Origin of the sequence: Chitinophaga jiangningensis, assembly GCF_900142605.1 — a bacterium.
Lineage (GTDB): Bacteria > Bacteroidota > Bacteroidia > Chitinophagales > Chitinophagaceae > Chitinophaga > Chitinophaga jiangningensis.
The window spans coordinates 179079-192876 of record NZ_FRBL01000008.1; the positions used below are offsets into that span (position 1 = coordinate 179079).

Annotated in this window: 15 protein-coding genes and 1 tRNA gene; 9 read left to right on the forward strand and 7 right to left on the reverse strand. The window is 45.0% G+C overall.

The genetic code is table 11. The features are described 5' to 3' along the window. Positions 1 to 33: 33 nt before the first annotated feature. A complete protein-coding gene (locus BUB18_RS21415; protein ID WP_073085008.1) occupies positions 34 to 363 on the reverse strand; it encodes an ArsR/SmtB family transcription factor in 330 nt (109 codons plus the stop codon). An 82-nt stretch (positions 364 to 445) separates the two neighbouring features. Continuing rightward, positions 446 to 1510 (reverse strand): DUF6340 family protein, encoded by a 1065-nt coding sequence (locus tag BUB18_RS21420; protein WP_073085010.1) that lies wholly within the window; start codon positions 1508 to 1510, stop codon positions 446 to 448. A gap of 186 nt (positions 1511 to 1696) precedes the next feature. Between BUB18_RS21420 and BUB18_RS21425 the strand changes: the two genes are divergently transcribed. The 6 genes from BUB18_RS21425 (at position 1697) to BUB18_RS21450 (ending at position 6182) form a co-directional block, all read left to right on the forward strand. Continuing rightward, on the forward strand, positions 1697 to 2569 hold the full coding sequence (locus BUB18_RS21425) for a helix-turn-helix domain-containing protein (RefSeq protein ID WP_073085012.1): 873 nt from the start codon (positions 1697 to 1699) through the stop codon (positions 2567 to 2569). A gap of 63 nt (positions 2570 to 2632) precedes the next feature. Continuing rightward, a complete protein-coding gene (locus tag BUB18_RS21430; protein ID WP_073085014.1) occupies positions 2633 to 3370 on the forward strand; it encodes an SDR family oxidoreductase in 738 nt (245 codons plus the stop codon). Between the two features lie 53 nt (positions 3371 to 3423). Then, on the forward strand, positions 3424 to 3834 hold the full coding sequence (locus tag BUB18_RS21435) for an EthD family reductase (RefSeq protein ID WP_073085016.1): 411 nt from the start codon (positions 3424 to 3426) through the stop codon (positions 3832 to 3834). Positions 3835 to 3949: 115 nt separating this feature from the next. Continuing rightward, a complete protein-coding gene (locus BUB18_RS21440; protein ID WP_073085018.1) occupies positions 3950 to 4435 on the forward strand; it encodes a hypothetical protein in 486 nt (161 codons plus the stop codon). A gap of 388 nt (positions 4436 to 4823) precedes the next feature. Further along, the gene (locus BUB18_RS21445; protein ID WP_083550470.1) at positions 4824 to 5585 is read left to right on the forward strand and encodes a glycoside hydrolase family 11 protein; all 762 of its coding nucleotides are present in this window, start codon (positions 4824 to 4826) and stop codon (positions 5583 to 5585) included. A 78-nt stretch (positions 5586 to 5663) separates the two neighbouring features. Further along, entirely contained in the window at positions 5664 to 6182 is a 519-nt protein-coding gene (locus BUB18_RS21450) for a hypothetical protein (protein WP_073085020.1), read from the forward strand. A 49-nt stretch (positions 6183 to 6231) separates the two neighbouring features. On the opposite strand, the gene BUB18_RS21455 is transcribed toward BUB18_RS21450, so the two are convergent. Next, on the reverse strand, positions 6232 to 6840 hold the full coding sequence (locus tag BUB18_RS21455; RefSeq protein WP_073085022.1) for an FMN-dependent NADH-azoreductase: 609 nt from the start codon (positions 6838 to 6840) through the stop codon (positions 6232 to 6234). A gap of 921 nt (positions 6841 to 7761) precedes the next feature. Between BUB18_RS21455 and BUB18_RS21460 the strand changes: the two genes are divergently transcribed. The 3 genes from BUB18_RS21460 (at position 7762) to BUB18_RS29870 (ending at position 9239) form a co-directional block, all read left to right on the forward strand. After that, the gene (locus BUB18_RS21460; RefSeq protein ID WP_073085024.1) at positions 7762 to 8100 is read left to right on the forward strand and encodes a TfoX/Sxy family protein; all 339 of its coding nucleotides are present in this window, start codon (positions 7762 to 7764) and stop codon (positions 8098 to 8100) included. Between the two features lie 361 nt (positions 8101 to 8461). Next, complete coding sequence (locus BUB18_RS29865) at positions 8462 to 8992, forward strand: DUF1016 N-terminal domain-containing protein (protein WP_218588078.1); 531 nt, start codon at positions 8462 to 8464, stop codon at positions 8990 to 8992. Continuing rightward, positions 8913 to 9239, forward strand: a complete 327-nt coding sequence (locus BUB18_RS29870; RefSeq protein ID WP_218588079.1) for a PDDEXK nuclease domain-containing protein — start codon at positions 8913 to 8915, stop codon at positions 9237 to 9239. Before BUB18_RS29865 ends, BUB18_RS29870 begins: the two co-directional genes overlap by 80 nt. Before the next feature lie 146 nt (positions 9240 to 9385). Here the strand turns inward: BUB18_RS29870 and BUB18_RS21470 are convergent. From BUB18_RS21470 to BUB18_RS21485, 4 genes are all read right to left on the reverse strand, one after another. Further along, positions 9386 to 9458 (reverse strand) — tRNA-Lys (locus BUB18_RS21470). A gap of 112 nt (positions 9459 to 9570) precedes the next feature. Then, a complete protein-coding gene (locus BUB18_RS29695; protein WP_178372171.1) occupies positions 9571 to 10188 on the reverse strand; it encodes a hypothetical protein in 618 nt (205 codons plus the stop codon). Between the two features lie 125 nt (positions 10189 to 10313). Continuing rightward, positions 10314 to 11738 carry an alpha-L-fucosidase gene (locus BUB18_RS21480; protein ID WP_073085026.1) on the reverse strand — a complete coding sequence of 475 codons (1425 nt, stop codon included), beginning with the start codon at positions 11736 to 11738 and terminating at the stop codon, positions 10314 to 10316. Further along, on the reverse strand, positions 11735 to 13789 hold the full coding sequence (locus tag BUB18_RS21485; protein WP_073085027.1) for a glycoside hydrolase family 2 protein: 2055 nt from the start codon (positions 13787 to 13789) through the stop codon (positions 11735 to 11737). The genes BUB18_RS21480 and BUB18_RS21485 overlap by 4 nt, the downstream gene beginning before the upstream one ends. Positions 13790 to 13798 lie beyond the last annotated feature (9 nt).

Here is a 13798-nt window from a genome sequence, read left to right on the forward strand (position 1 = left end):
GCAATATTGCGATAAATATCAGAAAAAAATTTTTTAGCAGCAGCTGCCCTGCAGGTCTACTTCTTTGAAGAAGGCATTGAACAGATCGCGGTACTGCTTCCAGACTTTAGGATTGATGCAGTAACACACGCTGGCGCCTTCAATAGACCCTTGTATAATTCCGGCCGTTTTCAATTCTTTCAGGTGCTGCGAGGTGGTTGCCTGTGCCAGTCCCAGTTCATCTACCAGGTCGCCGCAAACGCAGGCATTCTTTTTTACCAGGTATTGCAGGATGGCAATACGGGCAGGATGTGCGATGGCTTTAGCCATGGCGGCTATTTCATTCTGTTGTTTGGTGAATAAATCTGTTTTAGTTGCGCCCATTGTCTCAATTATTATCGCAATATTACGATATAATTATAAAAATACCAAATTTGGGTTGCTGTTGCTAAAAGCGGCGGACTAATTACGGTAAAACTGCCACTTGTTGTTGTTTCAGTACCTCATCACCTACCTGCCTGTTTTTCAGCAGGCGGATATAGTTCAATGCCAGTTTATTGTTATATTCCTCGTAGGCTTTCTGCGACCATTTAATGGCCAGGTCCAGCTCCCCGTTAATTTCACAGATGATGGCCATATTATAGCATGCCCTACCCGCCACTGTGCTGCTAGGGTTGGTAGTTTCCTTTTTCCAGAGTTCCGCGGCGCCATCCCAGTTGCCGGTTTGCGCCTTACGCCGCGCTGTCCGGAAATTGTCGGACCCTTTCACATAGTAGTCCCTTGTTACCCGGGTGCGGTATGGAATAATCCGCATGGCATAATAGTGTCCCGCTTGCTCTCCCACTTGCTTTACGGCCTCTTTTCGGTTGATCAGTGCGCCGGCGGCAGCCACCGGGTTGATGCCTCTCCCGGAAAAGGTAAGGTCCCTTGCAACCGCATATTCATCCAGGATATTCCTTCCTACGGGATCGTATATCCGCCATCCTGTTTTCACGGTTGTCAGCATACTGGCATTATGCTCTATGGCTGGTACATTGCCCAGCGGGGTTTTTACGAAAACGGGTACGGCGGCGTAGCTGATCTTTGAATCAGTGTCAAAAAGCTCCAGTGAGAACAGCGCGTCCACATGTTGCTCCCGGCATATTTTGTCTACAGTGTCCCAGGAGAGCGGTGCTGAGAAAAAGCCGGGTGTATTGGTGGTTAGATCCAGCTCGCCCAGCGCTTTTACATCGCTGAACCGGTTGTTTTTCAGCAATTCGTCCGCCAGGCCGGTTACGCTGCTTTTGGCGCCCTCCTTGTCGAGCTGTACTCCTTCCAGGCTGAATACCTTGTCCACCGCATCCACTGCCTTGTTCTTAGTGGTGATGGTAGTTCTGTTCAGCACACCGGGATTTTTAATATAGGCAGGGATGGTCACTGGCGCCGGATGCAATACATTGATATGAACCAATTCGGTAGTTTTGCAGGAACTGCAGGTGGCTGCTGCTAAAGTAATGAATACCAGACTTTTCAGGCAAGTACGTGTAGGCATAGGATAATGATTGATATATTGGCAGTCTCTCGTTGACTAGTGCTCGATCTAAATATACATATAATAAATTTAATATACAATTATTGCCTAGCCAGATTAACATCTCCCTAAAGCTTAAAAAAGAGGATTATGAAATATTAAAAAAGAGTTGGAATTTCGTAAGCACCCAAACCTTTGCGCCAGTATATGCAAGAACAAAAAGGGAAGAATGAACGCGCACAGCAAGATGTGCCTGGAATAAAGATTCGTTCCAACGACAATCCTTATCACGCTCCGGACATGCAAAGCAAAGTCCTGCAACCCCGCCGTTTATCTGCTTATTTTATCATTTTGATTGAAAGCGGAACGATCACCTACAACCTGGACTTACAGGACATCCCGCTTACTGACGGGCAGTTGCTTTTTGCCATGCCCAATCAGATTTTGACACCACCCGCCAAGCCGGATAATCTTAAATATTTTAAGCTGCTGTTTGATGAAGACACCCTGGCATTGCTGCCACAACAATTCGCCTTTCTGGTAAATCCGTTAAACGCACAAACCCTGGAACTGGATACAGCTGCAAGGGAAAGAGCAGTCACCATATTTGGTATATTAAACCAGCTGCTTCAGTCAGATCCACCGGCCGACACAGAGATCGTATTAGCCTACCTGAATTTGCTGCTGTCTGAATTCAATAGTGCCTATTTCAAAAACAAAGGAACCGCGAATATCTTAAACACGAACCTCTCCAAATTTGTCGAGTTTAAGTTAGTAGTGGAAACTTACCTTACGGAGCAACCATCCATCAATACCATTGCCGAAAAGCTGGCATTATCGCCTAACAGTTTGTACCGGATTGTAAAAGAATACGCCGGCACTTCGCCCAAGGATTATTTCACTAACCGCTTGATCACAGAGGCGCAGCGAAGGCTGCGTTACTCCGGAAATACATCCGTGAAAGAGCTGGCCTATGAGCTGGGGTTTAATGACCCGGATTATTTCTCGAGGCTGTTTAAGAAAAGTACCGGAAAGAGCGCCAGCGACTTTTTGCCTAAGCAAGATTTGTCGGGTAAATAAAGTGATTTGTCCATTTCCGCTACTTTTCCGCCGGATACTTTTGCATTATAAAATTCATAGAAAATGAAATATGCATTAGTAACAGGTGGCAACAAAAGCATTGGCCTTGAAGTTGCCCGGCAACTTGCCCAACAAGGAATCTATGTTTACCTCGGTAGCCGTAAAATTGAAAACGGTCATGAAGCTGTGGCTAAATTAAAAGCAGCCGGATTAAACAATATTGCAGCTATTCAGCTGGACGTTACAGATGATGCATCCGTAATGAACGCCCGCCAGCAAATAGGTAAGAAAATAAATCAATTAGACATACTTATAAATAATGCGGGCATATTTGGAGGTTCCCCACAATCAGCACTAAATGCAACGATTAACCAGTTTATGGCAACCTATAACGTGAACCTCTACGGCACAGTGCGGGTTACACAGGCATTCATGGATTTAATGAAAAACGCACCTGCACCCCGCATTGTAAACGTAAGTTCAAGCCAGGGCTCGATTACCCTTCACAGTGACCCTGGCTATAAATACTTCGATTATAAAGGTGCGGTATATCTTTCGTCTAAATCAGCCTTGAACATGTACACGGTGGTATTAGCATACGAGCTTAGGGATACACCATTCAGGGTAAATGCTGTTTGTCCGGGTTTCACAAAAACAGATTTCAATCAACACCGCGGACCTGGAACAGTAGAAGATGCGGGAAAACGAATTGTAAAATATGCGTTGATTGAAGATGATGGCCCAACCGGGAAATTTTTTAGTGAAGAAAACAATCCGGCTACGGGAGAAATACCCTGGTAAAGCAGTGAAAGCAAAGCATTATTTATATATTTTGTATAATAAAATTAATCACCATGAAGTTCACACTCATCTTTTCATTGCTAATTTTCGCTGCTTGTCTGATTGGATTTGGTCAGAAAAAACAACATGATATGGCAGTTACAGAAAAAGGCTTAATCAAGATCACCATCATGTACCCATATGCCGAGGGTAAAACTTTCAATATGGCGTATTATGAATCGAAGCATATGCCAATGGTGGCAGGCTATATTGGATCAAATCTGGTTAAATATACCATTGAAAAAGGGCTTTCTGGTATTGCTCCTGACCAGCCGTTGCCTTTTATGGCTGTTGGCACTTTTTATGTAAAAAGCCTCAGTGAATATCAGGCTGCTGTAGGGCCACACCGGGATGCGATTCGTGCAGATTTTGCTAACTATACGAATGCCTTGCCTGTGATTTTGGTGAGTGAGGTGATAAAGTAAGGTGATATTTAGGAATCACATATCATAAATATCCACTTTGTTAATGATTTATAAATTTATAGTACCAATGAAGCTGCGGCAGGTTTTATGATTTTAACCAAACCGTATCTTCTCTATGAAAATTGTTACTACCCTCCTTATTGTTCTGGCATCCGGAGCTTTATCAGCACAAACCTCCAGGATAACCAATATTGTTGTTGCTATCGGGAAAGCTGAGGTTCGCGGACAACCTGACAGCAAAATGCAGTTAACGGTGGGCTATGAAAATACCAATACTGAGCAGCTTACGCCGATTGCAAAATGCCCGCTTGTTGAAAGATGGAACTCCAATAAAATGAGGGATAACGAGTTTTTGCTGGAATGTGATGATCAGGGATGCATAGATTCCCTGAAAAGCAACAGTGGATATATGGAGATCATCCTCACTCCATCGTTGAGATCAGATCTTACATTGCAGTATGAATTGAGATTTTCCTACATAGACGGTGACGCCGGTGAGAAAACTATAACGAGGACACGTGAAATAAAAATACCAAGAGGCTCCCCCACTTTTAAAGTCAATTGGGATTTTAATGAAAAAGGGACAGTTGCAACACAGTAATTTACTTTAAACAATGAATTGTTTCCTGGAATACATAGGTTTTCAATAAAGAAAAGTTCAGCGACAGGGACAGGTCTTTTCAGACCTATCCCTTTATTAATTTTCAAACGGCAGTAAAATAAATTACCTCCAGCTCCAATTGGGCCGCAGTGTGTACTTTGAACACATTAGCACCTCAAAATAACAGATCAATTATAAAGCGTGCAATCTCATCAATTCCCCTTGTGTTGTAAATCAACATTTTCCAATTTTCTCAGCAATTAATATCGCTTTTGGAATATACAAACCAAATGTAGGGCCTGAACATTTGTGCAACTAAATTGGCGATTAGTACCCTTGTCTGTTTATCAAAAATATTTGTTTTGCCTCCCTAACAAAAACCCACGATATGAAAAAACACACCCCTCTCTCCCACGTAACCAGGAAGGTTACTTTTGGCGCTGCTGTAATCATTGCACTGGCAGGCGCAACAATGCTGACAAGCTGTAAAAAAGAGGCAAAGACCCTCCCCGAAGTAACTGGTAATGAGCGCCCCGCTAACCCTGCAGCTACCGAAACCTACCAGTCGGGTACACACAACGGCTTCTTTTGGTCGCTATGGAAAAGTGACGGCGCTACCGGTACCGTAAATTACGCCAATGGCCCAGGCGGAAATTACAGTGTTAACTGGAACGGATTTAATGGCAATTTCACCTGCGGTAAGGGCTATAACGCAGGCTCTCCTACTTATAAAATCGGATACAACCTCGGCATATATTCCAATTCCGGTGGTGGTACTTTCGGCTGGTACGGCTGGAGCAGAAATCCTTATTATGAGTATTATGTAAACGAAACATGGGGCTCGGTATCACCGCATACCGGCACTTATTTAGGCACCTTTGAAAGCGATGGTGCAGGTTATAATGTTTGGACCCGTTGGATGACCGGTAAGAATATCGATGGAGGTGACGGTTTCAGACAGATTTACAGCTCCAGGGTTACCAAGGTTACTACCGGACAAAATCGCGTTATCACCTTTGCCAACCACTATAACAAGTGGAGCAGCTATGGATATACGCTTGGTCAGTTAAACATTCCGGCTATTATGGTTTCAGAAACATGGGGAACCAATACAAACGGAAGTATTAATTGTACTATCTGGGCGCAATAACCACTGCTTATTTCAACAACACACAGATACAGCCTGGAATTCCTCCAGGCTGTATCTATGCCTATAAAAACGCTAGTTATGATCAAATCAATTCCTTTTATTCTTGCACTTTTCATACTTACGCCTACTGCCTGCGATTCCCCACCACCCAAAACCCCGAAGGGAGGCAAAAATTTCCTCATCGGAAAATGGCATCGATTTTCCAGGGAGAACGGTTATACTGAATTTGATATTGATTCCCGGTACATCGTTTTCTACAACCAGAAGGTTGGCCGGTTTGCGCTTGCCTATAAAATTGAAAATGATTCCCTGAAATACCTTACCAATCAATATGCGGCTAAGATTACAGACTACGGCGACTCAGTACTTGTGGAGGGCAACGACAGCACTACAGCCACTTTATATCGGTTTGAAGCGGCGCATGTTGCCTTTAATGCCATTCCGGAAGAGAAAGATTCTTTGGCATTTACCGCGTACCTGGAAGGGTTCGACAAGCGGTTGATCCGGGAATTTGAGAAAGCCGGCATAAAGTTCTCAGATGGGCCGGAACAGCCCGAGGAGGCTGCCTATAGAGACCTGTTAAACAAGAAGCTGTAATTTCCTCTACTGCCATCAGCCGTCATGCAGGAATTCGTTAAGTAATGACTTACTCCCAGGCGGCTATGCTTTCGAATCCCTTTTCCAGTGCGGCCTCCGGACCAACGAGCGACTGGCCCTCTGCCCTGAAAACGCCTGCTACCCTGATCCCGATTACCGAAAGGAAAGAGCGCACATAAGGTTCAACGAAGTCATAGTTTTTGAGGTCACCTTCGGAATACACGCCTCCGGAGCTGGTGACGATATATGCTTCCTTATCTTTCAGCAAACCTTCCGGTAGCAGGCCCTGTCCCCTCGGCTTAAACGTTATACCAGCCCTGGTGATGTGGTCGAAATATGCTTTCAGTGTAGAGGTAATGGTGAAGTTATACATGGGCGCTTCTATCACCAGGGTATCAGCTTCCAGCAATTGTTCCACCGCTTCTTCCGAATACCGGATAGTAGCCAACTGTTCCACGGTTCTGTTTTCAGCGGGAGTAAAAAAGGAAGCAATGTGTGCCTCGTCCAGGTGGGGCAATGGATCTTTAGCTAAATCACGCACGCTAACAGTGCTGCCCGGATACTTCGCTGTTAATTTTTCCACGATCGCATTTCCTAATTTCCTGCTGGCTGAATGGGCCGTTCTCGGACTTGAAATGATGTGCAGTATCTTTTTCATTTTTTTACTTTTTTGATGACTCAAAACTAGGTACATTAGCTTACAAAAGATAAGTACTATACTAAAGGTTAGTGGTAACCTTTAGGTTATTTAATCCGTTAAAAAAGATGCAAAGACCTACATTTAAAGCAGTTAGATACGTGCCCGGTTATGGGGGCGATAGGTATAGGACCAACGGAACGCTATTTCTGAGTAAGAATTAAATCAGATCATCCAATGAACTATGGTGTAATACAACCTCCTGTACATCTAACCGACTATGTCCGGTTCTACTGGTTTGTTGAAGGAGATCTCCCCTATGTTCATCATTCTAAGTTTGATTGGTATAATTCTTAGTGGATTATTTCTTCGCAGGAAAAAAATATAAAACGTATTTACCAGGTTGAGATTTTATTATTGCCCTTTACATTTTTATCAAGTCCTTGCCACCATAATAGCCGCCCACAATATGCCAGTTGCAAAACAATAATTCGAAATGAGAATACTATATAATAAGTAACCAGCAAACCGGAAATCATTCGTCAGCTCATTAAAAAAAATGTAAATACAAGCAGCATAATGCCTCTCATTACTAAAGCGGAATGCATCAGCCGCCAGCCCGACTCATTGTCAATAATTTTCCGGATTGTTTTCTAATAGCCGATGCCGGACATATTTCCGATCAAAATTGTAAGGAAGCCATGAAATAACAAGGTGTGATATTTAAGGAAAGGGTAAAATCAAAAAGAATTACTAGTTTCTTCAGCTCATCTTTTGTCTCAAAAAGTGGCACAGCGTATTTAATTATTGTATCGTAGCGTTAATGTGGCTCTTACAAAGGTAAATAGCACTTACATTTTATTGGTGAATTTGAGGTAGCATGGAAAGATTTTTTAAGCAGTATATTTGTGAGGCGCTATTTAATCAATTAAAACTTCATCCATGGCATACGACCAGCAACTAGCCTCCCGGGTAAGAGAATATTTGACAAAGATCGAAGGCCTCCATCTGGAGGAGAAGGCGATGTTTGGCGGCCTCGCATTCCTAGTTAACGGCAAAATGTGCGTAAACGTGTCCGGACTGCGATTGATGTGTCGCTTTGACCCGGCATTAAATAAACAGCTTTCGATGAAGCCCGGCTATCAGCCGATGGTGATGAAGGGTAAAACGCTGGATGGATATTGTTATGTTGAGCCGGTTGGATTTAAGAAGAAGAAAGACTTTGTTTTTTGGATGGAGACCTGCCTTGCATATAACCAGAACGCTGGAAGGAAGAAGTAGAAGGTGCAGCGGATCTGTAAAAATAGGCAGATAACTTTCAGGAATTTGTATCCTTTTGGATTATCTCACGGTGCATAAATATGTAACACTTGCACACTTTAATTTTTCAAATTTGATTCAATTTCAATACCATAAAAATGTTATTAGTAAGTTAAGCTTCATCCGTTAACACAACAGAGACATTTGCACGATAACTAATTCCTAATTTTCCCTTGTAAGGCAAAAATTGTTTTAAACGATTCCAAACAATTAGAATGACTAACAAAGATTACAGGGAATGGCTGGTGCAAATAAAAAACAAGGTAAAACTAGCTCAATTAAAGGCCGCTTCTAATTTCAATATAGCTTTAATTGAACTTTATTGGGATCTGGAAAAGAGATTATTTCCAAACAAACAAAATACAAATGGGGAGAGAATTTCCTGGAACAACTTTCAGTTGATCTCAAAAAAAGTTTCCCACAAATCAATGGTTTCTCTCGCAGGAACCTGTACACTATCAGACAATGGTATTCTTTCTTTTCTCAGCAATTTGAATTTGTGCCACAGCCTGTGGCACAATTACCCTGGTCTTATCAAAGGCTGCTGATTTCTAAAATTAAAGACTTTGAAACCGTACTTCTGTATGCCAGAGCCGTCCATAAGAATGGCTGGTCCAGGAACCAGCTAGAAATTAATATTAAACATAACTATCATTTAAGACAAGGAAAGGCCGATCATAATTTCGAATCCACCCTCCCTAGACCGCAGTCTGACCTGGCAGCAGAAACTATTAAAGATCCCTACCATTTTGATTTTCTCGGATTAGAAGAGAATGCCCAGGAGCGAGAAATTGAACTTGCCCTTGCGCTGTTTCGTAGTCATAGAATTAAAGGCGGGAAAATCTCTACCTGAATACGCGGGCAAATTGAATTTTTATCTTTCTGCAGTAGACAGTAAACTAAAACACAAAACAGATAGTCCATCCATCGGCATAATCTTATGTCGGTTGAAAGATAAAATAGAAGTCGAATACGCCCTTCGCGATTTAAACAAACCCATTGGAATTAGTTCCTTTGAGTTATCAGAGATAATCCCTGATGACCTTAAAAGTCAGCTTCCAACAATTGAAGAAATGGAAAGAGAGTTAATAGACGAGTAAGACCTTATTTTTATTTGAAACGTAATCCTTAATTTCTCGTAAGCTTCTACCAGCAAAAGTACAGCAAAGAAAAAGCGATTATTTAAAAAGGACTCGACCATCCACTCGACTAAAAAGAAAAACCCGCGCCAGGCGCAGGTTTCCAGTGATCCCGCTGGGACTCGAACCCAGGGCCCATACATTAAAAGTGTATTGCTCTACCAACTGAGCTACGGAATCAGCAATGATATTTTCTATCAAAGCGGGCCGCGAAGATATGCATTAACAAATTAAAACCAAAAAAATTTTAGGGAGAGATGAATTTTATCTCCATCAACACTTACCAACCACGCTATAGCGCCTCCTCTACATAATAGGTCACTTCCAGGAACTTCTTCCCCGGCGCTCTTCCATCCTCGTTCGCATCTGGTGTTTTTAACACACCTCCCATCACAATATGCATTTCAGGTAACTTTTCCTTTCCTCTGGCAGCCGCCAGCACAATCACTTCCCCACTCTCATCATCACGGATCTCGTAGGCGTCATAATATTCTGAAACCGGGATCAACGTGAATACATTTACCACCGGCACCAGGATAAAACCTGTCAGGTACGACTCCGAATTCACCGCCTTAGGTGTACCACGAATAATCACATTCGCCGCATCAGGGCCACTCAGCGCCTCCGTAGGCGACAACTCCACCGGCTTAAACTTTTCATACCCTGCCTTCAGGCGATCGTCAAATTTCGAAATCACTTCCGCCTTTGCGCCTGCATCCAGCTTATCCATGGCCAGCTCCAGAAACAACATCGATTTCTGCTGTTCGAAAAACAAACCAGCCACTTTGCTCACCTCTGCCTCACTTATCTTTTCATCATGGGAGTGGGTAAAAATATTATAGAACCGTCCGCCGTTATCCAGGCTGTCAATTGCTTCTGCAGCAGTTTTAAAAGGTTGAATCTTTTCCATGTAAATCTATTTGAGGTGTAATAATTACAACCCTATCAAATTAAGTAAAATCATGTTAGCCGCAAAATATAAACAAATCAGCCCGGAGCAATCGCCCCGGGCTGATATTAATAACGCTCACCAACTCACGTCTTCGCCTTCTCAAAATTACCTTGTCCTCGCTGCTGCTGCTCCAACTTCATCACTATCACTAACGGTGAAGTATATACTTTCTGTTCCACCGGAATAAAATACTCATCCCTGCTCACCAGCTCCGGCTGCAACGCCACTCCCGGCTGCTCCAGCGCCCAGGCTTTCGCGATCGATTGCTTCGCCGGCAGCTTCACACGCAGATTCCCGTTTACCGGCACATTGCAAACCACCATATACACGGTGTCTGTACCGGTTTTGCGGGTGTAATAGCCCCAGTCCGGCTTTTCCAGTCCGGCATAGCCGGTACCGTATACCGCGCTGCCGTTCACCTGCATCCAACGGCCAATATTACGCATCAACTCCTGCTCCTCGGTACGGAATGTCCCATCCGGCTTAGGCCCAAAGTTGAGCACAAAATTTCCATTCAGGGAAGCAGATTTCACCAGCATCTCAATCAGCTCATTGGCCGACTTCACATGCCCGAACCACTGCTGATGATACCCCCACTGGTTTTCAGGAACCGTCATCACTCCTTCCCAGTCGTTGCCATGTACATCCGCGATGGTGTTAGGCAGCTTGCGCTCCCAGCCCTGCTCATAATCGCCCATCAGGCGGCTGTTGGAGTCGAAGTGACGGGCACCCTTTTCATCCGCACGGAGGCGACTCCCAATAATCAACCCCGGATGCAGCTGTTGCAGGTACTGCTCCAGCTCATCACTGAAAGCACCATCGTTTTTCCACGACTCATCCCAGGTGCCGTCAAACCAAAAACCCTTTACGGTAGGGTAACGGTCCAGCAGCTCCTTCAGCTGATTCTTTACAAATACTTTAAAACGGGCCATCGCCATGGAATCAGCGGGCGACTTAATACTCGTCCGCCAGTCGGGATGGTTCCAGTCGATAATCGAAAAATACAGATAAGCATCAATGCCAGCCTTGTTATAAGCCTCCACCATCGGACCCAGGATATCCTTTTTGTAAGGTGTGTTAGCAATCGTATACTTAGCATACTTACTAGGCCACAGGCAAAATCCATCATGGTGCTTGGTGGTAATAATCATGTACTTCGCACCCATGTTCTTCGCCTGCTGTGCCCAGTCAGCCGGGTTGTACTTCACAGGATTAAACTGTTTGTAAAGCTGGTCATAGGCCTCATGCGGCATCTCTTTCCAGCTCCGTATCCATTCGGCAGCACCGTTGTATACTTTGCCGTCCCACATGCCTCCCGGGATCGCATACACGCCCCAATGGATAAACTGGCCAAAGCGCAAATCACGCCAGCGCTGCATGTCCGCATCCGTTCTGTTGCCAATGCGATGTGCGCCGTGCTGCAAAGGGATCGTATCTTTCACCTGCGCGGTGGCCACCTGTGCCAGTAACAAAGCGGCAGCACTGCAAACTTTAAATAGGTTCATCATTTCACTGTTGGTTTATATTCCCAAATAATAGTATCGGTAATCGTTTTGCCATCCCGTGTAGCCGTAGCAGTGATGGTATTTTTCCCACGCCTCAACACCACGTTATCAAAAAGGAAATCCCGGGTATTAGCGCCGGCACGACCTTTCAGTATAGCGCCCTTATTCACCCGCAACGTTACATTCTCCATGTTACTAAACACCTCCACGGTAGCAGTTGCGCTACTGCGCACATTATTCCGGCGTTCAGCAATATACACCATGGGCGCCGGATTCCAATTGGCCTTGTACCAATACCAGGCGTCCTTGCGCTGGGTACGGTCATAGGTAACCAACCCTTTCAGGTTGCGGGCATTCACCCCTCCCCGGTTCCACATCGGCACTGCAAATTCAAACATATTCCACAGGTAGGAAGCCGCAATGTAAGGATGCTTTTCAATGATCGCCCATTGCTGCACATGTGTGGCCGTTTGATAGGTTTCCGGAAAAAACTGCCCGTTCACGGGATTGAACCTGGTGGAAAGTGAGTCCGTATGCTGATTGATATTACCATCCGCCCCATATTCGGTCAGCATCAGCTTATAATCCGGATAGTCCTTTTCCAGCCGCAACACCCAGCCTTCCAGGTCCCTGATCTTACCTTCGTACCAACCATAATAGCGATTCATACCCTGTATATCGGCTGCCAGGTTGGCGGGGCGGTTCATCTCCCCATAACCACTAACGGCAGTGGTTAAACGATCCGGATCCTCCGTTTTGGCCAGGTCATTTAACTGTCTGGTTAATACAGCCACCTGCTCATCCGGCGTTTTGCTGTACACCTCATTATGCATGCCCCACACATAAATTGCCGGGTGATTGAAGTTTTGCCGGATCAGCTCCGTCAGCTGCTGTTTAGCATTATCGCCTTCCTTGCCGGAAGCGGCATTTACAAATGGAATTTCTGCCCATATCACAAAGCCCATGGTATCACATTGCGCATACAGGTACTCCGCCTGCTGGTAATGTGCGAAGCGAATGGTAGTTGCCCCCACCTCACGGATCACATCCAGGTCCGCCTTGTGCTGGGCATTGCTCAGCGCATTGCCATAGTCCTGCCACTCCTGGTGCCGCGTTACACCATGCATCGGATAACTTTTCCCATTCAGATAAAATCCTTTGCCCGGCACCACCTCAAACGTACGAACGCCCAACGGCTGGGTCACGGCATCCATCACTTTACCATCCTGCAACACCGTGGTGGTAACTGCATACAGGTAAGGATCAGCCAGCCCATTCCAGAGATGCGGCTGCTGTATGCGTAACTCCTGCTCTACGATATTGATCCCCTGCGGACTCGCCTGCAACGGTTGCTCATTGCTGGCCACCAGCTGCTGATTACGGTCCCTGATCTCCGTTTTTACCATTACCGGTGTATGGTGCTGCTGCTTGTTCTCTATCTTGGATTTCACACGAATCAACGCTTGCCCGTTTTGGAGCGACTGCCTAATGTATATTCCCGGACTCGCATAATCCGTAGTCGTGATATTGATATCATTGGTTACAATCAAACTCACGGGGCGGTACATCCCGCCAAAAATTCCGAACAGGAAATTATTGATCGGCAGCACGTCTTCCCGCTGCTGATTGTTGGCCTTTACCACAATGGTATTCTCCTCGCCTGCCTTCAGCTCATGGGTGATCTCAAAACAGAAAGCACTGTAGGATCCTCTGTGCTGGCCGATATATCGACCATTTACGAAAAGATCCGCTACGGAGCCTACCCCTTCAAATCGGAGGAAAAATCGTTTACCGGCGAGATTAACATCTCCCTTAAAAACTTTTTTATAACACCCATCCCCTGCATAAAAATCCTTCCCCTCCTGCATATCCCTGTTGTTCCAGGTATGCGGAATACGCACGGCAGCAAAGCCACTGTCGCTGTTGCCAACGGTAAACCCACCTTTTCTAAACTCCCATCCGTCGTTGAAAGGCCGGGTCAGCCGGCCCTCCTGGCCCTTCGCCATAGCGGCGGCCAGGAGGCAGACTGCACTTATCAATCCTAATTTCTTCATTGTAATATT